Here is a 22,948-nt window from a genome sequence, read left to right on the forward strand (position 1 = left end):
AAGGATTACGCCTCATGGCGATGCAGACGACTTCGAATAACTCCGAAGGCGAACCGATGATGGAGATCAACACCACTCCGTTGATCGACGTCATGCTGGTGCTGATCATCATGCTGATCATCACCATTCCGATCCAGACCCACGCGGTGAAGCTCGACCTGCCGCAGGGTGACAATCCCCAGCAGCAGCTGGTAGACCCGGTCAAGAACAAGATCGTGGTCACCACCAACAACGCCATTCTTTGGAATGGCCTTCCGGTGAACCAGGTGCAGCTTCGCCAGTATCTCGACATCTCGCAGCAGTTGAACCCGGTTCCGGAACTTCACCTGCAGCCGGAGCCCAACGCCCGCTACGAGCTGGTTGACGAGGTGCTGGTGTCGGTGAAGCAGGCCAGCGTGTCGAAGTTCGGGTTCGTCGGCAACGAGGCCTACGCCAAGGCCTTCTGACGCGACCCCATCAATTCGGGCGACCATCCCGAATGATCCTGGGCGGCCTTCCTTTCGTGGGAAGGTCGCCCTTTTTCGTTTGCCGGGCGTTTGTGGCAGGACAGTCCACGTCCGCAGAGGAGAGAAGAGTTGAAGAGGAAGAGCTTCCTTGCCGCCGCCACCGCCCTGGCCGGAGCGGCCCTGCTCCACGGCTGCGCCACGCCCTCCGACGCGCCCGCCAGCGCAATCGCGCTTCCCTTGGTCGGGACTAGCGGACAGTCCATCGGGACCGTGCGCATGTGGGAGACACCAGGCGCCGTCAGCTTTCGCGTCGAGGCGGATGGCCTGACGGTCGGCCGTAAGGGCCTTCACGTCCACGCCGTCGGCCGCTGCGACCCGCCGGGCTTCACCACTGCCGGTTCGCACTGGAATCCGGCCAGCCGCAAGCATGGCCTGTCCAATCCGGCGGGTCCCCATGCCGGCGACCTTCCCAACGTGCCGGTCGCCGCCAACGGCTCCTTGCGCGAAACGGTCGTGTTGAGCGGCGCCAGCCTCGCGCAGCTTCGCGACACGGACGGCTCGGCGATCGTCATCCACGCCGGAGAGGACGACAATGTCACCGATCCCAGCGGCAACAGCGGCGACCGGATCGCCTGTGCGGTGCTCAGCCCCGCGGCCTGATGGTTGCCTCCGCAGGAGGTTCCTTCGCCCTCCCTGCCCGATGGACCGTAGCGGCGAAGGATGACGCGCTTCGTTGGGAAGGCAGGCGGCATGTGGTCGCCGTCTACCAGTAGGAGTCAGTCATGCCGCAGCGTTTCACGGCGACCGAAAATGCGTTCGACAAGGGGATCGAGAAGACCAGCGCCAAGCAGGGTGCCAAACTCGCGGGCGAGTGGGTTGAGGAGATCCGCAAGGCCGACTTCACCGGCTCCAAGGGCCTCGCCTCGGAACTGGAGCGGCTCGAGAAGTTGCTCAACGAGGACGAGCCCGACGGCGACAAGTTGAAGACCCTGCTCGAGAAAATCGGCCAGGACACCGCCAAGGCCGCCGACCGGGCGGAGGATCCGAAGGTCGCCGAGAAGGTGAGGAAGCTCGCCGAAGCGATGGGCGCCAAGCAGACGGCGTAAAGCCTTAGGTAGATACAGGGGAGGGGCGGGGCGACCCGCCCCTTTTCTCCTGCCTAACGGCCGCTGATGTCCGACTGACCCTTGTCGAGCGGAAGGACTTCGCCGGTTTCCTCGTCCAGCGCGCTCGCCGTCCAGCGATCGAGCGCCGCGCACGCACCGACCAAGGCGAGGGAGCCAAGGATCGCGCCGGGGCGCTTGCTCATGCGCAGGCCCGCCAGCAGCGCCGCCGTATCCATCGTGTCGCCAAGCACCCGGTTCCAGGCGTTGAACGACACCGCCGGCCCACGCAGCAGCATCACGCCGGCAGCGACCTCGCGAAAACCAAAGGCGCGGATGACGGTCTTGGCGGTGCCATGCTCGTCAAGCCCGAGCGCGCGCGCGATCCGCTCCGGTGCGAAGATTTCCGCGGCACCCAGGGCAAGGCTGAAAACGCCGAGGCCGAGGCCGGTCTGCTTGGCGGCGGAAGCGGTCATGGTCATTCCGATCAGTTGGGAAAGGGTGCGAATCGAACCACTTGCCCGCTATCCCTGTTCCTCGCGCCACCGCGTCCTCAGGGCAGCCCGAGATGCTCGCGAAACTGGTCGATCAGCTGGCGATAGAGGTCGCGCTTGAACGGCACGATGAGGTCGGGGAGCGACGACGGCTCGACCCACTTCCAGGCGTCGAATTCGGGATGGGCCGTCGCGATGTCGATGTCGCTCTCACGGCCGAGGAAGCGGCACAGGAACCAGTCATGCTCCTGGCCCCGCCACTTGCCACCCCACAATCTGCCCTGCAGCTCCTCGGGAAGCTCGTAGCGCAGCCGCTCGGGGCATTCGGACAGGCGCTCGACCAGGTGCGGCTTGATCCCGGTCTCCTCCTCGAGCTCGCGCTGCGCCGTGACCCACGGCTGCTCGCCTTCGTCGATCCCGCCCTGCGGCATCTGCCAGGCTTCGTCGGTGCGATCGATCCGCCGCCCGACCCACACCTTGCGGTCGGCATTGAGGAGCATGACGCCGACCCCGCGGCGATAGGCTTTGTTCTCGGTCATGAAGGACCAATGCGCGGGCGGCCCGAACGACGCAATCCCGCGCAGTCTGGGTGACGGGCGGAAGGCCGAAGCCCCCCACCCGACCTTTCGGCCCTAGTAGGTCGAAGTGCTGGCGCCCTGGTCCATGCTCATCCGCTGGCGGCTGGAGCTATGCCCGCCGGCGCGGTGGAGAACGTCCTCGATCCGGCTCGGATCGATATTGCCGCGGCGCGTGTCGACCGAGACGAAGATGCCGCCCTGGTTGATGCGGTCGCCGTAGTAGCGGCTGTCCTCGTCGTTGACGCCATGCTTGCCGAGAATGTCGCTGAGACCACCGGCTGCGGCACCGACGGCGGTCCCGGTCAGCGCTGCGCCGCCGACGGCGGCCTCGGCGATCGCACCGGCCGCGGCGAGCGGGCCGACGCCCGGGATGGCAAGCGCGGCGACGCCGAGCAGGGCGCCGACGCCGGAACCCGCGGCCGCCTTGGCGATGAAGCTGGTCGGCTCCTTGCCGTCACCATGCTGTTCGCCGCTGCCGTCATGCTCGCTGACGTTGCCGTCCTGCCTGCCGATGACCGAGATGGCGCTGTTATCGACGCCGGCGCTGCGCAGTTCCTGGATCGCGCGCTCGGCTTCGGAGCGGTTGTCAAAGACGGCGGAAATGACGTTGTTGCCTTGCATGGATGAATCTCCCTTGGCCGGCGGAAGGGGACAGGCCGGCAGGGAGTGAGCGAAGCGCCGCCGGGCTTGTTCCGACCGTTTCGCCTCTGAGCAGCGCTGCTCAGGGGCGACTGGCCGCTCGCCCGAGCAGCGGCTTCAGCAACGCGACGCTGCGTTCCAGGTCCTCCTGTGCGCTTGGCAGGGCCCTTCGCAGATTGAGGAAGCCGTGGATGGTGCCTGGGCACTCCTGATAGACCGTCTCGACCCCGGCGGCGATGCAGGCGGCGGCAAAGGCGCGGCCCTGATCGCGGATCGGGTCGAGCCCGGCGGTAATCACCAGGGTTGGCGGCAGACCTTCCAGCGGCTTGGCCAGCGGATCGTAGCGCCAGTCCTTCGGGTCGGGCCGATAGCATTGGTCGAACCATTCCATCGAGGCGCGGCTGAGGAGATAGCCTTCGCCGAACGCATCGAGGCTCGGATAATGTCGGGTCGGATTGCCGGCCGGATAGAGCGGCCACAAAGCCTTCACCGGCACCGCCGCGCGCTCGCCGCGAAGCGCCAGCGCGGTGACGATGGCAAAGTTGCCGCCAGCGCTGTCGCCGCTGAGGACCAGGCCGTCCACCTGCAGCCCGAGCGCTTCCGGGTTGCCGGCAACCCATCGGGCCGCGGCGATCGCATCCTCCGGGCCCGCCGGAAAGGGTCGCTCGGGCGCCAGCGCATAGTCGACGCTCACCACCGGCAGGTCGGTCAGCCGCGCGATCTCGGCGCAGAGCGGCTCGTGCGTGTCGAGATCGCCCAGCACGAAGCCGCCACCATGGTAAAAGACGATCACCGCACCGGCGCGGCGTTCCTCCCGTGCGTCATAAAGACGCATGGGGCAGGGGCCGCCTTCCACCGCGCGAAGGACCGCCAGGTCGCCGACCGGTGCGTCGAACAGATGCCTGCTCGCATGAAGCATCCCCCGCGCCTCCTCGAGCCCAACGTCGACGGCGCGCTTGGCGCCCGGCCGATTGGCGACTTCGAGCAGGGCGGCGACGTCGGGGCGGATGAAAGGCGTGGTCATTCTTGCGTCCCTAACGTGGTGACGTTCGCAATTCCACGCGCTACATGGGCGTTAACCCCTAATCTCGCAGGACCTTTCATGGCCACGGCCGCCCATTTGCTCACCCCCGAAGAAGCCCGTCAGGATTCTCCGCTCGAGAATGTCGTGGTCCGTTTCGCCGGAGACTCCGGTGACGGCATGCAGCTGACCGGCGGCCAGTTCACCCTGTCGACCGCGCTCGCGGGCAATGACCTCGCGACCTTCCCCGACTTCCCGGCCGAGATCCGCGCGCCGCAGGGCACCACCTTCGGAGTCTCGGCCTTCCAGATCAACTTCGGCTCGGCCGCGATTGAGACGGCGGGCGACCAGCCGGACGTGCTCGTCGCGATGAATCCGGCTGCGCTCAAGGTGAACGTCGAAGCGTTGCGCGACGGCGGAATGATCATCGCCGACGAGGGCGAGTTCACGGCCCGCAACCTCGCCAAGGCCGGCTACGAGCAGAACCCGCTCGAAGACGGTAGCCTCGCCCGCTGGCAGCTGATCAAGTTCAACATCTCGCAGCTCACTCTCGATGCCGTGAAGCCCTTCGGCCTCGGCAATAAGGAGGCGCTGCGCTGCAAGAACATGTGGACGCTTGGCCTTGCGCTGTGGATGTTCGACCGTGACCGTGGGCCGATCACCGACTGGCTCACGACCAAGTTCGCCAAGGCTCCGACGCTTGCCGAAGCCAATATCGCCGCGCTGAACGCCGGCCACGCCTATGGCGACACGATCGAGATGGGCGCGGCCTTCCGCCCCCACCACATCGAGGCCGCCCCCGCGGAACCAGGCCTCTACCGGACCGTCACCGGCGCCGAGGCGCTTGGCCTCGGCCTCGTCGCCGGAACCCAGCTTGCCGGCCTGCCGATGTTCTTCGGCGGCTATCCCATCACCCCGGCTTCCGCGCTGCTGCACCACCTCAGCCGCCTCAAGGAATATGGGATCACCACCTTCCAGGCGGAGGACGAGATCGCGGCCATCTGTGCTGCCATCGGCGCCAGCTATGCCGGAAGCCTCGGCGTCACTTCCTCCTCGGGTCCGGGCATCGCGCTCAAGACCGAGGCGATGGGCCTGGCGATCATGACCGAGCTCCCGCTGGTCATTGTCAACTCGCAGCGCGGCGGTCCTTCGACCGGTCTTCCGACCAAGACCGAGCAGAGCGACCTTTACCAGGCGGTCTACGGCCGCAATGGCGATGCGCCCATGCCGGTGATCGCCGCCCGCTCGCCCGCTGACGCCTTCGACTGCGCAATCGAGGCCTGCCGCCTCGCCGTCCGCTACATGACCCCGGTCATGCTGCTCACGGACGGCTACATCGCCAATGCCGCCGAGCCGTGGAAGGTGCCCGACATGAGCGGCTACCAGCCCTTCCCGGTCACCTACGCCAACGAAAATGACGCGCCTCGCGACGCCAATGGCAAGCTGCTGCCCTATGCTCGCGACGAGAAGCTCGCCCGTCCGTGGATCAAGCCCGGCACGCCTGGCCTCCTCCACCGCATCGGCGGCATCGAGAAGCGCCCCGGCACCGGCGACCTCGACTATTCGCCCGGCGCCCATTCCGAAATGACCCGAATCCGCCAGGAAAAGGTGCTCGGCATCGCCAGCGACATCCCGGCGCAGGAGGTCTGTCTTGGCCGTGCGGGCGCGAAAGTCGCCGTGGTCGGCTGGGGCTCGACCTTCGGGCCGATCCACCAGGCGGTGAAGCGCCTGCTGGCGCACGGCCACGACGTCGCCCACGTCCACGTCCGCCACATCTGGCCGCTCCCCGCCAACCTCGGCGAGCTGCTGCGCGGGTTTGGCACCGTCATCGTGCCCGAGATGAACTCAGGCCAGTTCAAGACCCTGCTGCGCGACCAGTATCTCGTCGACGTCCAGAGCCTGACCAAGGTCAGCGGCCAGCCCTTCAAGATCGCCGAGATCGAAGCCGCCGCCCGGACCGCCTGCGGCGGCGCGCTCGCCCCCGACGCGACCCAGCTGCCCGAGGGTGACAGCGGCCATGACCCGGGCAAGCCGCACGCGGCGGAGGTGCGCTGATGAAGCCGATCAACCCCTTCCCGCTGATCGCCATGCTCATCCTCGTGCTGGCGCTTCTCTACTTCCTCTGGCGTTGATGGGGCGAGGATGTCTCTTGCTCCTTGCCTTACTGACGTTCCTGGGATTGTGGTTGGCTGGCCTCATCCTGTTCATCGCCTTCGGGCCGCGCAGCGCCTTTCTCGGAGAGATGTTCGGCATCGGCTACATCGTGCTGACCTTCCGGATCGGCTCCCGTCACCCGGAGCTGTTCATGGCCATGGGACGCGGGAGGAATGGCTCCCTCGCCGAATTGCTGGCCGAGGAGCGGGACCAGCAACCGATGGATCCCGCGTCCACCGGCGCGGCCGTTTCGCGCTTTCTCGGCTGGATCGCGACGGCCTTCATGGGAAGTCTTGCGCTTCTCCTCTCCGTAATCACCTGGGCCCTGCGCCTGGAAGGTGATCTCACATCAGGCATGACCGGCGCCGCGGTCATGTCCGGAATGGCCATGGCGCTGACCTACATGGCCTGGAAATATTGGGCGCGAGCAGGACTTTGACATGAACGAGCTGACCACCATCGAGAAGACCACCGCCAAGGACTGGGCGAGCGACCAGGAAGTGCGCTGGTGCCCGGGCTGCGGCGACTATGCGGTGCTGAAGGCCGTGCAGCGCACCATGCCCGATCTCGGCGTCGCGCGGGAGAAGACCGTGTTCGTGTCCGGCATCGGCTGCTCCAGCCGCTTTCCCTATTACATGGAGACCTACGGCTTCCACACCATCCACGGCCGTGCGCCGGCCTTCGCGACCGGCATCAAGCTCGCCAATCCGGACCTCGACGTGTGGATCATCACCGGCGACGGCGATGCGCTCAGCATCGGCGGCAACCACACGATGCATCTGCTGCGCCGCAACCTCAATTGCCAGGTCCTGCTGTTCAACAACGAGATCTACGGCCTGACCAAGGGTCAATATTCGCCCACCAGCCGGATCGGCACCCGCAGCCCGTCGACCCCGTTCGGCTCGGTCGACCGTCCGACCCGTCCCTGTGCCTTCGCACTGGGCGCCGGTGCCCGCTTCGTCGCCCGGGCGATCGACGTGAACAAGAACCTTCCCGACGTGCTCAAGGCCGCCCACGCCCACCAGGGCGCTGCCTTCGTCGAGATCTTCCAGAACTGCGTCGTCTACAATGACGATGTCTTCGCGCCCTTCACCGCGAAGGAACATGCCGCCGACATGCAGCTCTGGCTTCGCGACGGCGAAAAGATGCTGTTCGCGAATGGGGCCAAGGGCATTGCGCTCGATGTCGATACGCTGACCCTCAAGGTCGTCCCTGGCGACGATCCGTCGGTCCTCACCCACAATGTGAAGAACCGCGGCCTCGCCCATATGCTGGTCGAGATGCCGGCGGTTGGCTTCCCGGTCGCGCTCGGAGTCCTCTACGACGACCCGGCGCCGACCTTCGAAGCCGCCGTGCTCGAGCAGAACGAAAGCGCCAGCGCCGGCAAGACCGCCGACCTCCAGGCCCTCGTTTCGAAGGGCCAGAGCTGGATGGTCGAGAAGGAGCCGAGGGCTGAGTAAGAGCTGCATCCTCCCCGTTCTGCAAAGCGGAATGGGGAGGGGGACCGCTTCGCCAAGCGGAGTGGTGGAGGGGCCTTCGGTTGCGCCCTCGGCCCCTCCGTCAGCGCTTCGCGCTGCCACCTTCCCTTTGCTGCGCAACGGGGAGGAAGTGGTTCGATGATTCCCCGCACCCACCTCGCCACCGCCCGCATCCCTGGCGGTCCCGAGATGCACCTCTACTCCCGCGGTGCCGACCACATGATCCTGGTCGAGCGCGAGGAGCTCATGTCCACCCGCATGAGCGGCTCGGAGGAGGCCCTCGCGCTGATGACCGCCGAGCGCCTCGGCAACCGTCCGAAGCAGCGCTGGCTGATCGGCGGCTATGGCATGGGATTCACCCTGCGCGCGGCGCTCAAGGTCCTTCCGCCCGACGCCGAGGTGACGGTGGCCGAACTGGTCCCCGAGATCATCGACTGGGCGAAGGGGCCGATGGCCGACCTCACCGGCAATTGCCTCAATCACAAGCGCGTGAAGATCGTCGTCGGCGACGTCGCCGACCGCATCGCGGAAGGTGGCTGGGACGCGATCCTGCTGGACGTCGACAATGGCCCGGACGCCCTGGTGCGTGCCGCCAACGACGGCCTCTACGGCCCCGTCGGCCTTGCCAGGGCGAAGGCCGCGCTCCGCCGGGCTGGCCTCCTGGCCATCTGGTCCGCCGGTGCCGATCCGCGCTTCACCAAGGCGCTGCACGCCGCTGGCTTCCAGGTCGACGAGCAGGTCGTCAGGGCCCGCCAGAACGGCAAGGGGCCGCGGCACGTCATCTGGTTCGCGGGGGTGCGCTGAGCGATGGACAATCTCACCCACAGCTTCGCCGGCGCCCTGCTTGCGCAGATGGGCCTGAAGAAGCTCACCGCCCGGGCCACCGCCACCCTCGTCATCGCGGCCAACATTCCGGACATCGACGCGGTCGCGACCGTCTTCGGCACCGAAAGCCTTGCCATGCGCCGCGGCCTAACCCACGGCCCGATCGCGCTGGCCCTCCTGCCGCTGATCCTGACCGCTCTCGTGCTGGCGTGGAACCGATGGCGACCGGCCAAGGAGCCGGTGCGTTTCTGGCCACTCCTCCTCTGCGCCTACATCGGCACCTTGAGCCACCCGGCACTCGACTGGCTCAACAGCTACGGTGTCCGACTGCTCGAGCCGTTCAGCTCCACCTGGTACGCCGGCGACACCCTGTTCATCATCGACCTGTGGATCTGGATCACGCTCGTCGGCTGCTGGTGGTGGAGCCGCCGGGCCGAGAAGAGGGGAGGCGACTGGCAGCGCCCCGCCTGGATCGGGTTCGCGGTGATCGGCGCCTACATCTTCGGCAACGGCTGGATCACTGGCCGAGCCGAAGCTGGCTATCGCGCGGCGGCAGGCCTTCCTACTTCCGCGGAGGTCGTGGCGAACCCCGTCCCGGCGATCTTCTGGCAGCGCTCGATCCTTTGGCGCGACGACCGCCAGCAGGTCTATGGCCCGCACTCCTCGGACGGCACGATTGATTGGAGCGTGTTCGGGCCGATCAATGTTTCGGCAAGCATTGACGAGACTCGTCTCGACCATCCCGCCCTCGCCGCCGCCCGTGGCCGCCCAGACGTCGAAGCCTTCCTCTTCTGGTCGCGAATGCCGATCGTGATCGAGCGCGACGGCGTCACTTACCTCGCCGACCAGCGTTTCAATTCGGAGCTGACCCGGGGTCAGTTCCTCGTCCCCCTGACCTCACGGCCATAGTGAAGTCGCGCGCAAAGGCGCGTTCAAGGGAGGCATGAGCCGCCCGCAACTCGTCTGGTTCCGTCAGGACCTGCGCATCGCCGACCAGCCCGCCCTCCGTGCCGCGGCGGAGCGTGGTCCGGTCGTCGGCCTCTATGTCCTCGACGACGAGACTCCGGGCCCGTGGAAGCTCGGCGGCGCCTCGCGCTGGTGGCTCCACCACAGCCTCGCCGCGCTCGCCCGCGACCTCGAGGCGCTCGGCACCCGCCTCATCCTCCGCCGCGGCCGCTCATCCAGGGTGGTTCGCGAGGTCGCCAGGGAGATGGGTGCGTGCGGCATCCACGCCACCCGCCACTACGAGCCATGGTGGCGCGAGGCGGAGTGCGAGGCGGGCGATTTCGTCATCCTCCACGAAGGCGACGTGCTGGCCGAGCCGCGCACCATCCGCACCGGCAGCGGCAGCCCGTTCAAGATCTTCGGCCCCTTTTACCGCGCTCTCGAACAGCGCCTCCCGCCGCAGGAGCCGCTGCCGGCACCGAGCAAGGTCGATGCGCCCGAACGTTTCCCCGCCAGTGACCGACTGGAGGACCTGCACCTCCTTCCGACCCGCCCCAACTGGGCGACCGGATTCGACATCTGGGAGCCCGGCGCTGCCGGCGCGAACAAGCACCTCCAGCGCTTCGCCGCGGAGGCCGAACATTATGCCGCCCGTCGCGACCTTCTGGCCGAGGTCGGCACCAGCCAGCTCTCCACCCACCTCCACTTCGGCGAGATCAGCCCGCGCCAGGTCTGGTACGGGGTCGGCGGGGCAGGGGGCGACAAGTTCCGGCGCGAACTCGCATGGCGCGACTTCAGCCGCCACGTCATCCTCGCCGATTCCAGGGTCGGAGAGGCGGAGCAGCGCCCGCTCGGCCTCGCCTATCGCTCCGGCCCGGCCGCCGACCGCGACTTCACCGCCTGGTCTAGGGGGCACACCGGCTTTCCCCTCGTCGATGCCGGCATGCGCCAGTTGTGGGAGACCGGCTGGATGCACAATCGCGCCCGGCTCGTCACCGCCAGCTTCCTGGTCAAGCATCTGCTGGTCGACTGGCGCCGCGGCGCCCGATGGTTCTGGGACACGCTGACCGACGCCGATTACGCCAACAACAGCCAGAACTGGCAGTGGATCGCCGGCACCGGCTTCGACAGCCAGCCCTACTACCGCATCATGGCGCCGCTCGCGCAGAGCGAGAAATTCGCCGCCGCCGCCTACATCCGCAGCTGGGTGCCGGAACTTGCGCATCTCTCGGACGCCGACATCCACGATCCATGGGGCAGGGGCGTCGCGCCGGCCGACTATGCCAGGCCGTTGGTTGAGCATCGCGAGGGCCGGGAGCGGGCGCTGGCGGCATTCAAGGCGCGCGTGGCGACCTAACCGGTTGAACTCGGCGCGGCTTCGGCTCTAGGCGGAGCCATGGCCTCTCGCGGCGATCATCTCCTCAAAGCCGACCGCAGCTTCATGACCGGCGCCGGCCTTCCCGGCCGCCTCGCCGCCCCCGCCTTCGCGCACCTGCTCGACCAGTTGCACGAGCGCCTGCGCGAAGGCGGCATCCACGCCACGCTGCCCGACGGCTCCCACCGGGCAATCGGCTTCCATGCGCCGGGCCCCGAACCGGTCGTTCAACTCAACAGCTGGCTTGCCCTCGTCCGTCTCGCGACCAGCGGCAGCGTCGGCTGGTACAAGGCCTGGGCGAAAGGCGAATGGTCCTCGCCCGATCCCGTCCCCCTGTTTGACCTCTTCATGCGCAACGCCATTAGCCTCGCCGGCACCGCCCGCGCCAAGGGGCCGTTCCGCTTGCTCAACTGGCTGGCCCACCAGTGGCGCGACAACGCGCCCCACCAGGCCCGCCGCAACATCGCCGCCCACTACGATCTTGGCAACGACTTCTACTCGGCCTGGCTCGACGAGGGGATGAACTACAGTTCGGCGCTCTTCTCTCCACTTTCGCCTGCGGGAGAGGTTGGGGGAGGGCCCATCCCGACCATCCACCGCGACATTCCCTCGGCCTTCCCCTCCCGCGAGCGGGAAGGGGACCTTGCTGCCGCCCAATCCGCCAAGATCGACGCCATCCTCGACCGGCTTGCGCTCGCCCCCGGCGACCGGCTGCTGGAGATCGGCTGCGGCTGGGGCAGCCTGGCCCTCGCCGCCGCCCGCCGCGGCGCGACCGTCACCGGCCTTACCCTCTCGACCGAACAGAAGGCCTGGGCCGAGCGCCGCATCGCTGAGGAAGGCCTCGCCGAGCGCATCACCATCCTTCTCGAGGACTATCGCGACCACCGCGGCACCTATGACGCGGTCGCCTCGGTCGAGATGGTCGAAGCCGTCGGCCAGCGCTGGTGGCCTGCCTATCTGGCCGCCATCGCCAGCGCGCTGAAGCCCGGCGGCCGCGCCGCGCTCCAGTATATCTCGATCCGCCCCGAGCTGTTCGACGCCTATGCGGCGAGCGCCGACTTCATCCAGACCTATATCTTTCCCGGCGGCCTGCTGCTGAACGAACCCCGCTTCCGCGCCCTGGCCGAAGAAAGGGGCCTCGCCTGGAACGATCCCCATGCCTTCGGCGAGGATTATGCGACCACGCTCAAGCTCTGGCGGTCACGCTACGACGCCGCCGTCGAAGCTGGCCGGCTGTCGGGGTTCAGCCCGCAATTCCACAACTTGTGGCGCTATTATCTCATGTATTGTGAAGGCGGATTCCGCGGGCGCGGGATCGATGTCGCGCAGGTCACCCTGGTGAAGGGCTAGGCCTCCACCCGCACCTTCGCCCCGCTCGCCCGTTCCTCGCCGAGCAGCGCGACCAGCCGCTCGGCGACCGCCTCCGGCGCCTTCACCTCGGCCGGATCCTCGCCCGGGAAGGCCTTGGCCCGCATCTGCGTCCGCGTCGCGCCCGGATCGAGGATGGTGACGCGAAGCCGGTCCGTATGCGCCGTCTCGTCCGCATAGGCGCCAAGCAAGGTCTCCAGCGCCGCCTTGGACGAGCCATAGGCGCCCCAGAAGGCCCGCGGGGTCGCCCCGACGCTGCTGGTCAGCGCCACCACCTCGGCCCTGTCCGACGCGCGCAGCATCGGATCGAACGCCGCCAGCAGGGCCTGCGGCGCAAGCAGGTTGAGGTTGATCAACCGCGCATATTCCTTGACGTCGATATGCTCGACCGGCGTCAGCGTGCCGAGCGTCGCAGCGTTCAGCACCAGCAGGTCCAGCTTCTCCCACCGGCCTGCGATGGCCGACGCCAGCTTGCCGATGTCCTCGGCCTTGGTGAGGTCGATGGGAGCGATGGTCGCGGTCCCGCCGGCGGCGTGGATGCGCTCCTCGACCTGCTCCAGCCCGGCTGCCGTCCGCGCCGTGAGGATCACATGCGCCCCCTCGCGCGCCAGCGCCTCGGCGATGGCGGCACCGATCCCGCGGCTGGCTCCGGTGACGAGGGCGAGGCGGCCTTGCAACTTGCTCATGGCCGCGCCCCTAGCGGCTGCCGGTCGTGCGGCCAAGTGATTGTGCCGGGGGCGCGAAGCGGGTAGTTCTGTTTTCGTTCTCTTTTGCGTGGGGTGACGAGTCGTGGATGCGTTGATGGTGGCATTGCTGGTGGGCGTGGTGGCGGTCGCCGCGGTCCTGCTCGGCTGGTTCCTCGGCTCGCGCCCGGCGGCCGGCCTGCGCGGAGAAGTCGATGGGCTGCGCGCTCAGGTACAGGAAAGCGAACGCGCGCTGGCGGTGGCGTCCGAGCAGGCCCGCCGCCTTCCGCAGACGGAGGAGAGCCTTCGCGAAGTCACCGAGCAGCGCGACGTCGCCCGCCAGTCTATCGCTCGGCTGGAGCCTGAGGCGCAGCGTCTCCTCCTTGTCGAGGACCAGCTCGCCACCATCACGAAAGAGCGCGACGAGGCGCTGCTGTTGCGTGAGAAGCTCGAGGCCGAAGCCCGCAACTTCGAAGCTCGTCTGACCGAACTTCGCGAGGCCAAGGAGGCCCTTTCGGCCCAGTTCAGCGAGATTGGCAACAAGCTCCTCACCGAAGCCCAGAAGCAGTTCCTGGACCGGGCAGACCAGCGCTTCCGCCAGTCGCAGGAGCAGAGCGGGCAGAGCCTCAAGGCGCTGCTCCAGCCCGTCCACGAGCGGCTCGAACGCTATGAGACCACCGTCCAGAAGGTGGAGGCCGAGCGGCGCGATGCCTTCGGTCTCCTTGCCGGCCAGATCGATGCCATGCGCACTGGAACGGAGCGCGTGTCGGCCGAGGCCGCCAAGCTGGTCAACGCCCTGCGCAACGCACCCAAGGCGCGCGGACGGTGGGGCGAGCAGCAGCTTCGCAACGTGCTCGAGAGCTGCGGCCTTTCGGAGCATTGCGACTTCGCCACAGAGGTCAGCGTCGAAACCGAGGAAGGTGCCCGGCTTCGGCCCGACGCCATCGTCCGCGTTCCCGGTGGGCAGAGCCTCGTCATCGATGCCAAGGTGTCGCTCAACAGCTACCAGGATGCGTTCGGGGCCGTGGATGAGAGCGACCGTTCGCTCCATCTCGCTGCTCATGCGGCCGCCATCCGCAACCATGTGAACGCGCTTGGCAACAAGGCCTATTGGGCGCAGTTCGCTGACGCCCCTGACTATGTCGTGATGTTCATCCCCGGTGAGCATTTCCTCACCGCCGCGCTGGAGCAGGAGCCGGCCCTCTGGGACTTCGCCTTCGAAAAGAGAGTGTTGCTCGCCACTCCGACCAACCTCATCGCCATCGCCCGCACGGTGGCGGCCGTGTGGCGGCAAGAGAAGCTCGCCAAGGAGGCCCGCCAGATCGGCGAGCTCGGCAAAGAACTCTACGATCGGCTGGCCAAGGCCGCGCAGGACCTCAAGAAGGTCGGCTCCGGGCTCACCAGCGCCGTCAACAATTACAACAGCTTCGTCTCAAGCTTTGAGAGCCGCTCGCTGGTCACGGCACGCAAGTTCCGCGACCTCAACATCGAGCCGGGCGCCCGCGAGATCGAAGTAATCCCGCCGGTGGAGGCTCTGCCGCGCTACAACAGCGACGACGAGTCACCCGCAATCGCGGCCGAATGACTCCCGCGACCTTCCCCGCGGCAACACCGATGGCGAGGGCGACCGCTCCGCGCAGCGACGTGGTGGAGCGGCCAGCCTGCGCCAATCGTCAGCGCGAAAGCCTGATCTCCCCGGCCTCGTTCTCCAGCACGAGATCGCCGCGCTCCGTCCAGGCCATGCGCATCGGCATTGCCAGGATCTGGCTGGCGGCCGTCTCGGCCCGCATGTCCGGGCAGGCCATCCGAGTCGCGACAACAGGGCCGGCGATCAGGGTCTGGCCCTCGACCCGGTAGGGGCCGCTCATCCGGTTGCAACCGAACTGACCGCTCAGCCGTCCCCCGCCGAAGCTCAGTCGATGACTGTCGCTGGAAACGATCTGACGCGACACCGCCAGCACCGACCAGTCACCTTCGATGCTTCCCATCGCCGGAGTCTCCCCGCCGCAGCCCTCGAAACTCCGCCCGTCCACCCGCACCTGCACCTTGTCCGCGTAGACCCGGTCGCTCATCCCGTCGCTGCAGCGTTGCCCGCGGACGATGTTGAGGTTGATCCGCCGCCCCTGGTAGATGTCGCCGGCGAAACCGTGGATCGGCTGCGGCTGCGGCTCGACGATCCGCATGCCCGGCGCATTGGCTTCGCTGAACACCATGTCGCGGCCATTGAGCTCGAGCGCCCAGAAAGGCTCGGTCCCGACCGCCTTGTAGGTCGAACCGGGCATGGCCGGCGGACCCGCCGGCGGAACGGTGGCACAGCCGGCGAGCAGGGCCAGCGCGGCAAGAGGCATCAGGCGCATCATTTCGCTCCCTCGTTGCGGACGAGATCGATGATGCCGCCTGCGTTGATCAGCCGCAAGCGATCGGGTGGGGTCAATTCCATCGTCATCGGCTGGCGCAGCACCGCGGCCGCCTGCTCGTCGACCTGCATCCGCTCGGGCTCGCAGCCCCGTTCGGTCAGCGCCAGCTGCTGCAGGAACAGCTTGTCGCCGTTGCGAGTGATCGTTGCCGCGCCGCCGTTGCAGGCGAGGGCGACCCGCATGCTCGGCCCCGTGAACTCCACCGACATGCCACTTATCGCCCGCCCGTTCAGCGCGGCGATGGTCCAGCGGCCATCGAGATTGTCCTTCTGGACGACCGGCCGCACGTCGGCATCGGGCGGGGGCAGGGGCACGGGACCGCTTGCGCAGGCGGCGAGCAGCAATGGCAGGAGGAGCATCGGACGGGTCATGACGGCGGTGTAACGCCACCAAGATGAACGCCGCCTAGCGCCAGCTCGCCCGGACCTGGAAGGCCATGACCGCGGCCGCGATCGCCGCATTGAGGCTGTCCGCCTTGCCGTGCATCGGGATCTTCACGAGGAGGTCGCACTCGGCCTCATAGGCTTCGGGAAGCCCCGCCTGCTCGTTGCCGATCAGCAGGAAGCAGGGCTGCTCGTAGGCCGGACCGATATAGTCGTGGGTCGTCTGCAGGCTGGTCCCGACCAATTGTCCCGGCCCTTCCCGCAGCCAGGGCAGAAAGGTCGCCCACGGCACCTGCACTATCCTCTGGGTGAAGATCGCCCCCATCGACGCCCGCGCCGCCTCGACACTGAAGGGATCGGCGCTGTCGTCGACCAGGATAAGCCCGCCGGCCCCGACCGCGTCGCCCGTCCTGAGGATCGTCCCGATATTGCCCGGATCGCGCAGCCGCTCGGCGACGAACCACAGCGGCGCCGACGTGCGGTCGAGGTCGGCCAGCCCCAGCCGCGGCTGGCGGTAGGCACCGAGCAGCAGGGGCGGATTGTCCTTGCCGCTCATCTTGGCGAGGATCTCGTCCGGCACCGTGATCGCCTCGGCCCCCGCGGCCTCTGCCTGCGCCACGATCTCGGCCGCCAGCGGGTGGATGTCACCCTCGGCGCAGGCGACGATCTCGGGCAGCACGCCCGCGTCCCGCGCCTCGGCCATGATCCTCAGTCCCTCGGCCAGGAACAGGCCTTCCACCCGCCGCGCCTTCTTCTCGCGCAGCGAGCGCAGGCGCTTGACGGTATCGTTGGAAAAGGAGGTGATGTGGCGGGGCATGGGAGCCGCCTAGCAACTAATTTCTAAGAGGCGAAGGAGGGTCACTCCTCCCCGAACTTGTCCTCGACCAGCCGGCTGAGCTGCGCCACCGCGTCGTCGGCCCCGTCGCCCGACGCGCTGATCTCGATCGAATCGCCGCGGGCGGCGCCGAGCATCATCAGCCCCATGATCGATGTCCCGCACACGCGGTTGCCATCCTTGGCGACCTCGACCGGAATGGACAGCTGGCTGGCGAGCGTCACGAACTTGGCGCTGGCGCGGGCATGCAGCCCCCGCTTGTTCTCGATCCGGACGGTGCGCGTGACAGCGGCGTTCAAGCGGCCGCCTCGCCGAGGATTTCGGAGGCGACCGAGATATACTTCCGCCCGGCCTCCCGCGCCGCGGCGACGGCGGCGCGCACGTTCATCGACTTGCGGGCGCCTTCGAGGCGGATCAGCATCGGCAGGTTGACGCCCGCGATCACCTCGATGTCGCCCGACTTCATCAGACTGATGGCGAGGTTGGAGGGCGTGCCGCCGAACAGGTCGGTCAGGATGATGACACCCTCGCCCGAATCGACGCGGGCGATCGCCTCGGCAATGTCCTTGCGGCGCGCCTCCATGTCGTCGTCCGGCCCGATGCAGATGCCGGCTATCGCCTCCTGCGGCCCGACGACATGCTCCATGGCGACGATGAACTCGGCCGCAAGGCGGCCGTGGGTCACCAGCACTAATCCGATCATTCTAGCGGTCTCTTGGTCCTTCGTTGCGCTCCACGCCCTGCTCGAGGGAATCGTCGGGGCCGAGCGCAAGGTCTCGATGACGGATATTCGGCGAAAAGCCGCGGTGACGCAACCGCTCGCCCATGGCGATCGCCGCGGCCACCGAACGGTGCCGCCCGCCGGTGCAGCCGAAGGCGATGCCGACATAGGCCTTGCCGGCTTCCCAGTAGCGCGGAAGCAGGAAGGCGAGCAGCTCTTCGGTGCGCCCCATGAACTCGTCCCAGCCATCCTGCCGGGCGACGAAGTCGGCAACGGGCGCATCGGCCCCGGTCAGCGGCCGAAGCTCGTCGACCCAGTGCGGATTGGGCAGGAAGCGCAGGTCGAAGACCAGGTCGGCGGTCCGGCTGATCCCGCGGGCGAAGCCGAAGCTGGCGATGGTCACGACCAGTTCGTCGCCCTCGTCGCCATAGCGGCGGCGAAGCTCGTCGCGCAGGTCGGCGGGCTTGAGGTCGGTCGTGTCGAGAACCGAATCTGCCGCAAGGCGAAGCGCGACGGTGAGGTCCCGCTCGCGCGCAATCCCGTCCTCGGCCGGCCGGTCCGGGCTGAGCGGATGTCGCCGCCGCGTTTCGCCATAGCGGCGGATCAGCTCCGCGCCGGTGGCGTCGAGGTAGAGGATCTCCGGCCTGACGCCGGGAATCGAGCGCAGCAAGGAAGGGAGTGCCTGGGGATCGAAGCCGCGGCTGCGTGCATCCATGCCCACCGCGACATGGGCCTGGCGCCGGGCGCGATCCGCGCCGTGGACGAAGTCGTGGAGCAGGCTGGTCGGAAGGTTGTCGACCGTGTCCCAGCCCATGTCCTCCAGCGCGTCGAGGACGGACGACTTGCCGGCCCCCGACATGCCGGTCACCAGCAGCAGGCGCGGCACCCGTGTGCGCTTCGGGTGCCGCGATCCGCTCACTTGAGGCCGAAGCGATCGAGCGCGAGTGCGACCTTCGACGGCGCAGACGCGGTCAGCGCATCGACGCTGATCAGCGGCACGGGAAGTCCGCAGATGAAGCGCTCGCGCGAATCGTCCGGCAGGCGCTGGATGTCGCTGGTGAGTTCGACCACCAGCGCCACCGGAACGTCCTCGGTTACCGGCATGTCGACGATTCCGAGCCCGCGGATCTCGAGCTTGCCGCGGATGGAGGCGGGTGCGCTCGCGAACAGGCGTTCGCCGCGCTTCTGGACGATCGTCTGGTCGTCGGCGACGAGGGTGAAGCCGCGATCGATCAATCGCAGCGCAAGGTCGGATTTGCCCGACCCCGAGATGCCGGCGATCAGCACGGCCCGGCCCTCGATGGCAACCGCACTCGCGTGCAGCGTCTCGCTGGAAAGCCGGATGGTCATTCCGCTTCTCCCTCGACCGGCGCTGCCGGCAGGCGGATGGTGAAGCGGGCGCCCGAAGGCGCGTCGTCGCGGTCGGCCACGTCAATCTCCCCGTCATGGCCCTTCACGATCGCACGCGCGATCGCAAGGCCGAGTCCCGAGTGGCGACCGAAATCGCCCCCCTCGGGCCTTACTGAAACGAAGCGGTTAAAGATGGCTTCACGGACGTGCGACGGAACACCCGGGCCTTCGTCGTCGATTCGGATCAGCACCTTGTTCCCGACCAGCGCCACCGCCACTTCGACGAGCGCGCCGGCGGGAGAAAAGCTGATCGCATTATCGATGATATTGTCGATGGCGCGGGCGAGACGGGCCGGTTCGCCCATCACGATTGCCGAGGCGGCGCGTGGCCGGGCGAAGGCGATTCGGACGTCGCCGGTCAGGCGGCGCTGCTCCCAGCCTTCGCAGATCTGTCCTACGAGCAGGCCGAGGTCGACCGGCTCGAAGGCGGCGCGGGCAAGCTCGGCATCGGTCCGTGCCGCCTCGCCGATGTCGCCGATCAGCCGGTCGAGCCGGAGCACGTCCCGCCGGACCACGTCGAGCAGCTGGGCGCGAAGCTTGGGATCCTCGATCCGCTCAAGTCCATCGACCGCGCTGCGCAGCGAGGCGAGCGGGTTCTTGAGCTCATGGGTGACGTCGGCGGCGAAGGCCTCGATATTGTCGATGCGCAGGCGAAGTGCCTGGCTCATGTCGCTGACGGCTCGGGCGAGCAGTCCGATCTCGTCCTTCCGCTTGGCGAAGCGCGGCACCCGCACCTCGCGCGAGCGGCCAAGGCGCACCCGGTGGGCCGCAAGTGCAAGCCGGTGAAGCGGCCGCGCGATGGTCCGGGCGAGAAACAGGGACAGAAGCAGCGAGAGAAGGGCGGCGGCGAGCAGTCCGAGCGCCAGCTTGCTTCGCTCCTGGCGGATGGTGCGGGTGAAGTTGCGGTCGTTCGCCGTGACCAGCACCACCCGGCCGTCAGAGGTCCGACTTGCGGCGGACAGCACGGGCGTGAGGTCGGGCGCGTTGCGGACCTCGACCTGGGTCCGGCCGCTGCCAAAGGCCGCCTCTGCCTCGGGCCAGGACTGGCGGCGATCGACCGCGGGCTCGGCGAAATCGGGTGGGCTTCGCTCGCCGACGGCGAAGTTGAAGGCGCGGTCCAGCGTCCGCGCAATTTCCTTGGTCCAGGCCTGGGTCGCGGGATCGCGCAGCCGGTAGGTCGGCTCGCTCCCGCGCCAGCTGTCGTGGATGAGTCCGCCGTCGGGCCCGTAGAGGCGGACCCGGGAGCGGCTGGTCGAACCCGTTTCCGCAAGCAGGAGCGGAACGTCCTCCGCCGGTATCCTCGCAACGGCCGACGCGGCGAGGTCGGCCAGGTGGCGGGTCTGCATCTGCCGCTCGTCGCGAAGCTGATTGCGGAAGCTGTCGAGGAACAGGAGCGCCAGCGCCAGCACCAGCAGGATGATGACATTGACGCCCAGGATGCGGTGCGACAGCCGCCACGGCAGGGCCTTGACCCGCCGGGCGCGGGAAGAAGGGTCAGCCATCGCTGAACCGGTAGCCGACCCCGTACAGCGTCTCGATCGCATCGAAGCTGTTGTCGGCCGCCCGGAATTTCCGCCGGATGCGCTTGATGTGGCTGTCGATGGTGCGATCGTCGACGAACACATCCTCCTGGTAGGCGACGTCGAGCAGCTGGTTGCGGCTCTTCACCACGCCCGGGCGCTGGGCGAGCGCTTCGAGGATCAGGAATTCGGTCACGGTGAGGGTGACGTTGCGACCGTCCCAGCTGACCTGGTGGCGCGCCGGATCCATCACCAGCCGACCCCGTTCGATCACGGGCGGAGGCGCCTCGTCGGACGGGGAGGCCACATTGCGCGCCATGTCCGCCCGGCGCAGGATGGCGCGGATGCGGGCGATCAGCAGACGCTGGCTGAAGGGCTTGGCGATATAATCGTCGGCGCCGGCGGCCAGGCCATGCGCCTCATCCTGTTCCTCGTCCTTGGAGGTTAGGAAGATGACCGGCATGGCGGCGGCGGCGCCACCGGCCGAACGCAGCGCGGAAAGCAGGGCGAGCCCGTCCATGCCCGGCATCTTGATGTCGAATACGCCGAGGTCCGCCGGATTGTCGCTCAGCGCCTTCAGCGCGCCCGACCCGTCCGGATAGAGACGGGTCACGAACCCCTCGGACTGTAGGGCGATCGAAACCGAGGTCAGGATGTTCCGGTCGTCGTCGACCAGCGCGATCACCGGGCTCGTCATGGTCCGGCGGCTCTAGCGCATGCGACGCCGGCCCTACAAGGCACCTCCCTCGTTTGACCGGCGCAACCTTTTGCGGGCATAGGCGCTTTCACTCACCGCATACGTATGCGGCGGCGGCACCACTTCCGGAGCGCGCCGCCGTTCGCCCATGAGTGAAAGGGAAATTCGAGTGACGAAAAGGGTTCCTTCCTACGGTCTGGACGCGCAGCAGATTGCGACTCCGGCCACGCTTCACTGGAACCTCGTCACTGCGCCCCTTTACGAAGCCGCGGTGCGCCGCGGCGAGGGCATGATCGCCAAGGACGGACCGCTGGTGGTCAAGACCGGTCGTCATACCGGCCGCAGCGCCCAGGACCGCTTCATCGTTCGCGACGACACCACGGAAGCGAACATCTGGTGGGGCAAGTCGAACAAGCCGATGGACCCGGCCGCCTTCGACCGGCTTCACGAGGATTTCCTCGCCGCCCTCGGCCAGAAGGACGAATTGTTCGTCGCCGACCTGTTCGGCGGCTCGCAGCCGGAACACCGGGTTAAGGTTCGGGTGATCAACGAGCTTGCCTGGCACAACCTCTTCATCCGCACGATGCTAGTGCGGCCGGAGAGCGAGGAGCTGACCGGCTTCGTGCCTGACTACACCATCATCGACCTCCCGAGCTTCAGGGCGGACCCGGAACGGCACGGCTGCCGCTCGGAAACGGTCATCGCCATCAACCTGACCAAGAAGCTGATCCTCATCGGCGGCACGCAATATGGCGGCGAGATGAAGAAGAGCGTCTTCGGCCTGCTCAACTATCTGCTCCCGCAGGACGGCATCATGCCGATGCACTGCTCGGCGAACATCGGTCCGGACGGCGACACGGCGGTCTTCTTCGGCCTGTCGGGTACCGGCAAGACGACCCTGTCGGCCGATCCCAACCGCACGCTCATCGGCGACGACGAGCATGGCTGGTCGGACACGGCCGTCTTCAACTTCGAAGGCGGCTGCTACGCCAAGATGATCCGCCTTGCCGAAGAGGCCGAGCCGGAGATCTACGCCACCACCCGCCGCTTCGGCACGGTGCTCGAAAATGTCGTCATGGACGAGGTCACGCGCGAGCTCGATCTCGACGACAACAGCCTCGCCGAGAACAGCCGCGGTGCCTATCCGATCGACTTCATCCCCAATTCGTCCGACGCGAACATGGGGCCGGTGCCGCAGACGATCATCATGCTGACCGCCGATGCCTTCGGCGTGCTGCCCCCGATTGCCCGCCTCACCGCCGACCAGGCGATGTTCCACTTCCTTTCGGGCTACACCGCCAAGGTGGCCGGGACCGAGATCGGCGTGACCGAACCGGAAGCGACCTTCTCGACCTGCTTCGGCGCACCCTTCATGCCGCGCCACCCGAGCGTCTACGGCAACCTCCTCAAGGAGCGGATCGCGCGCGGAGGGGTCAGCTGCTGGCTGGTCAACACCGGCTGGACCGGCGGCAAATATGGCACCGGCAAGCGCATGCCGATCAAGGCCACCCGCGCCCTGCTTAACGCCGCCCTGGACGGCAGCCTCAACAATGCCGAGTTCCGCAAGGACCCGTATTTCGGGTTCGAGGTGCCGGTATCGGTGCCGGGCGTCGACAGCGCCATCCTCGATCCGCGCTCGACCTGGGCCGACAAGGACGAATTCGACCGTACCGCGGCCAAGCTGGTCGACCTGTTCTGTGACAATTTCGAGCAGTTCGCCGAGCATGTCGAGGAAGGCGTCCGCCAGTGCGCGCCCAAGGTGGTGGCGGAAGCGGCCTGACGTGACCGGGGCTCCGGTCTCGTCCGCAGCCTAGCCGTTCGCCGAATGACCGATGCCATGCGTCCTTCACGGTGCC

At 67.7% G+C, this 22,948-nt stretch carries 26 protein-coding genes; 12 read left to right on the forward strand and 14 right to left on the reverse strand.

Annotated elements, in window-relative coordinates:
- The first annotated feature begins 20 nt into the window (after window positions 1–20).
- From JOY29_RS00160 to JOY29_RS00170, 3 genes are all read left to right on the forward strand, one after another.
- The gene (locus tag JOY29_RS00160) at window positions 21–446 is read left to right on the forward strand and encodes a biopolymer transporter ExbD (RefSeq protein WP_300975556.1); all 426 of its coding nucleotides are present in this window, start codon (window positions 21–23) and stop codon (window positions 444–446) included.
- Between the two features lie 129 nt (window positions 447–575).
- Window positions 576–1,106: a superoxide dismutase family protein gene (locus JOY29_RS00165; protein ID WP_300974177.1), complete on the forward strand. Its 531-nt coding sequence runs from the start codon at window positions 576–578 to the stop codon at window positions 1,104–1,106.
- Window positions 1,107–1,228: 122 nt separating this feature from the next.
- Window positions 1,229–1,552, forward strand: a complete 324-nt coding sequence (locus JOY29_RS00170; protein WP_300974178.1) for a hypothetical protein — start codon at window positions 1,229–1,231, stop codon at window positions 1,550–1,552.
- A gap of 53 nt (window positions 1,553–1,605) precedes the next feature.
- Here JOY29_RS00170 and JOY29_RS00175 read toward each other — a convergent pair whose 3' ends face one another.
- From JOY29_RS00175 to JOY29_RS00190, 4 genes are all read right to left on the reverse strand, one after another.
- The gene (locus tag JOY29_RS00175) at window positions 1,606–2,025 is read right to left on the reverse strand and encodes a hypothetical protein (protein ID WP_300974179.1); all 420 of its coding nucleotides are present in this window, start codon (window positions 2,023–2,025) and stop codon (window positions 1,606–1,608) included.
- A gap of 77 nt (window positions 2,026–2,102) precedes the next feature.
- Window positions 2,103–2,582, reverse strand: a complete 480-nt coding sequence (locus JOY29_RS00180; protein ID WP_300974180.1) for an RNA pyrophosphohydrolase — start codon at window positions 2,580–2,582, stop codon at window positions 2,103–2,105.
- Between the two features lie 93 nt (window positions 2,583–2,675).
- Window positions 2,676–3,242 carry a hypothetical protein gene (locus JOY29_RS00185; RefSeq protein ID WP_300974181.1) on the reverse strand — a complete coding sequence of 189 codons (567 nt, stop codon included), beginning with the start codon at window positions 3,240–3,242 and terminating at the stop codon, window positions 2,676–2,678.
- 100 nt (window positions 3,243–3,342) lie between these two features.
- The gene (locus JOY29_RS00190; RefSeq protein ID WP_300974182.1) at window positions 3,343–4,284 is read right to left on the reverse strand and encodes an alpha/beta hydrolase; all 942 of its coding nucleotides are present in this window, start codon (window positions 4,282–4,284) and stop codon (window positions 3,343–3,345) included.
- A gap of 78 nt (window positions 4,285–4,362) precedes the next feature.
- On the opposite strand from JOY29_RS00190, the gene JOY29_RS00195 reads away from it, so the two are divergent.
- The 7 genes from JOY29_RS00195 (at window position 4,363) to JOY29_RS00225 (ending at window position 12,408) form a co-directional block, all read left to right on the forward strand.
- Complete coding sequence (locus JOY29_RS00195; protein ID WP_300974183.1) at window positions 4,363–6,336, forward strand: 2-oxoacid:acceptor oxidoreductase subunit alpha; 1,974 nt, start codon at window positions 4,363–4,365, stop codon at window positions 6,334–6,336.
- A 130-nt stretch (window positions 6,337–6,466) separates the two neighbouring features.
- On the forward strand, window positions 6,467–6,874 hold the full coding sequence (locus JOY29_RS00200; RefSeq protein WP_300974184.1) for a hypothetical protein: 408 nt from the start codon (window positions 6,467–6,469) through the stop codon (window positions 6,872–6,874).
- Between the two features lies 1 nt (window position 6,875).
- Window positions 6,876–7,895, forward strand: a complete 1,020-nt coding sequence (locus tag JOY29_RS00205) for a 2-oxoacid:ferredoxin oxidoreductase subunit beta (RefSeq protein ID WP_300974185.1) — start codon at window positions 6,876–6,878, stop codon at window positions 7,893–7,895.
- 156 nt (window positions 7,896–8,051) lie between these two features.
- Window positions 8,052–8,717 carry a spermidine synthase gene (locus JOY29_RS00210; RefSeq protein WP_300974186.1) on the forward strand — a complete coding sequence of 222 codons (666 nt, stop codon included), beginning with the start codon at window positions 8,052–8,054 and terminating at the stop codon, window positions 8,715–8,717.
- A gap of 3 nt (window positions 8,718–8,720) precedes the next feature.
- Complete coding sequence (locus tag JOY29_RS00215; protein WP_300974187.1) at window positions 8,721–9,647, forward strand: metal-dependent hydrolase; 927 nt, start codon at window positions 8,721–8,723, stop codon at window positions 9,645–9,647.
- A gap of 34 nt (window positions 9,648–9,681) precedes the next feature.
- Window positions 9,682–11,040 (forward strand): deoxyribodipyrimidine photo-lyase, encoded by a 1,359-nt coding sequence (locus JOY29_RS00220; protein WP_300974188.1) that lies wholly within the window; start codon window positions 9,682–9,684, stop codon window positions 11,038–11,040.
- Between the two features lie 84 nt (window positions 11,041–11,124).
- Complete coding sequence (locus tag JOY29_RS00225; RefSeq protein ID WP_300975557.1) at window positions 11,125–12,408, forward strand: cyclopropane-fatty-acyl-phospholipid synthase family protein; 1,284 nt, start codon at window positions 11,125–11,127, stop codon at window positions 12,406–12,408.
- Here the strand turns inward: JOY29_RS00225 and JOY29_RS00230 are convergent.
- The gene (locus JOY29_RS00230; RefSeq protein WP_300974189.1) at window positions 12,405–13,112 is read right to left on the reverse strand and encodes an SDR family NAD(P)-dependent oxidoreductase; all 708 of its coding nucleotides are present in this window, start codon (window positions 13,110–13,112) and stop codon (window positions 12,405–12,407) included. The genes JOY29_RS00225 and JOY29_RS00230 overlap by 4 nt on opposite strands.
- A gap of 115 nt (window positions 13,113–13,227) precedes the next feature.
- On the opposite strand from JOY29_RS00230, the gene rmuC reads away from it, so the two are divergent.
- Window positions 13,228–14,694 carry a DNA recombination protein RmuC gene (gene rmuC / locus JOY29_RS00235; protein WP_300975558.1) on the forward strand — a complete coding sequence of 489 codons (1,467 nt, stop codon included), beginning with the start codon at window positions 13,228–13,230 and terminating at the stop codon, window positions 14,692–14,694.
- A gap of 88 nt (window positions 14,695–14,782) precedes the next feature.
- Here rmuC and JOY29_RS00240 read toward each other — a convergent pair whose 3' ends face one another.
- The 9 genes from JOY29_RS00240 to JOY29_RS00280 are packed head-to-tail and all read right to left on the reverse strand — an operon-like array spanning window position 14,783 to window position 21,092.
- A complete protein-coding gene (locus JOY29_RS00240; RefSeq protein ID WP_300974190.1) occupies window positions 14,783–15,466 on the reverse strand; it encodes an META domain-containing protein in 684 nt (227 codons plus the stop codon).
- Complete coding sequence (locus JOY29_RS00245) at window positions 15,466–15,897, reverse strand: META domain-containing protein (protein WP_300974192.1); 432 nt, start codon at window positions 15,895–15,897, stop codon at window positions 15,466–15,468. The genes JOY29_RS00240 and JOY29_RS00245 overlap by 1 nt, the downstream gene beginning before the upstream one ends.
- 34 nt (window positions 15,898–15,931) lie before the next feature.
- Window positions 15,932–16,726 carry an RNA methyltransferase gene (locus JOY29_RS00250; protein ID WP_300974193.1) on the reverse strand — a complete coding sequence of 265 codons (795 nt, stop codon included), beginning with the start codon at window positions 16,724–16,726 and terminating at the stop codon, window positions 15,932–15,934.
- A 41-nt stretch (window positions 16,727–16,767) separates the two neighbouring features.
- Complete coding sequence (locus JOY29_RS00255; RefSeq protein WP_300974194.1) at window positions 16,768–17,043, reverse strand: HPr family phosphocarrier protein; 276 nt, start codon at window positions 17,041–17,043, stop codon at window positions 16,768–16,770.
- Entirely contained in the window at window positions 17,040–17,447 is a 408-nt protein-coding gene (locus JOY29_RS00260; RefSeq protein WP_300974195.1) for a PTS sugar transporter subunit IIA, read from the reverse strand. Before JOY29_RS00260 ends, JOY29_RS00255 begins: the two co-directional genes overlap by 4 nt.
- Window position 17,448: 1 nt before the next feature.
- Entirely contained in the window at window positions 17,449–18,351 is a 903-nt protein-coding gene (gene rapZ / locus JOY29_RS00265; RefSeq protein ID WP_300974196.1) for an RNase adapter RapZ, read from the reverse strand.
- Window positions 18,352–18,380: 29 nt separating this feature from the next.
- On the reverse strand, window positions 18,381–18,815 hold the full coding sequence (locus JOY29_RS00270) for an HPr kinase/phosphorylase (RefSeq protein ID WP_300974197.1): 435 nt from the start codon (window positions 18,813–18,815) through the stop codon (window positions 18,381–18,383).
- Window positions 18,812–20,377 carry a HAMP domain-containing sensor histidine kinase gene (locus tag JOY29_RS00275; RefSeq protein ID WP_300974198.1) on the reverse strand — a complete coding sequence of 522 codons (1,566 nt, stop codon included), beginning with the start codon at window positions 20,375–20,377 and terminating at the stop codon, window positions 18,812–18,814. Before JOY29_RS00275 ends, JOY29_RS00270 begins: the two co-directional genes overlap by 4 nt.
- On the reverse strand, window positions 20,370–21,092 hold the full coding sequence (locus JOY29_RS00280; RefSeq protein ID WP_300974199.1) for a response regulator transcription factor: 723 nt from the start codon (window positions 21,090–21,092) through the stop codon (window positions 20,370–20,372). Before JOY29_RS00280 ends, JOY29_RS00275 begins: the two co-directional genes overlap by 8 nt.
- 169 nt (window positions 21,093–21,261) lie before the next feature.
- Between JOY29_RS00280 and JOY29_RS00285 the strand changes: the two genes are divergently transcribed.
- Window positions 21,262–22,872 carry a phosphoenolpyruvate carboxykinase gene (locus tag JOY29_RS00285; protein WP_300974200.1) on the forward strand — a complete coding sequence of 537 codons (1,611 nt, stop codon included), beginning with the start codon at window positions 21,262–21,264 and terminating at the stop codon, window positions 22,870–22,872.
- Window positions 22,873–22,948: the final 76 nt, after the last annotated feature.

The organism is Sphingomonas sp. LHG3406-1 (genome assembly GCF_029637485.1).
Lineage (GTDB): Bacteria > Pseudomonadota > Alphaproteobacteria > Sphingomonadales > Sphingomonadaceae > Sphingomicrobium.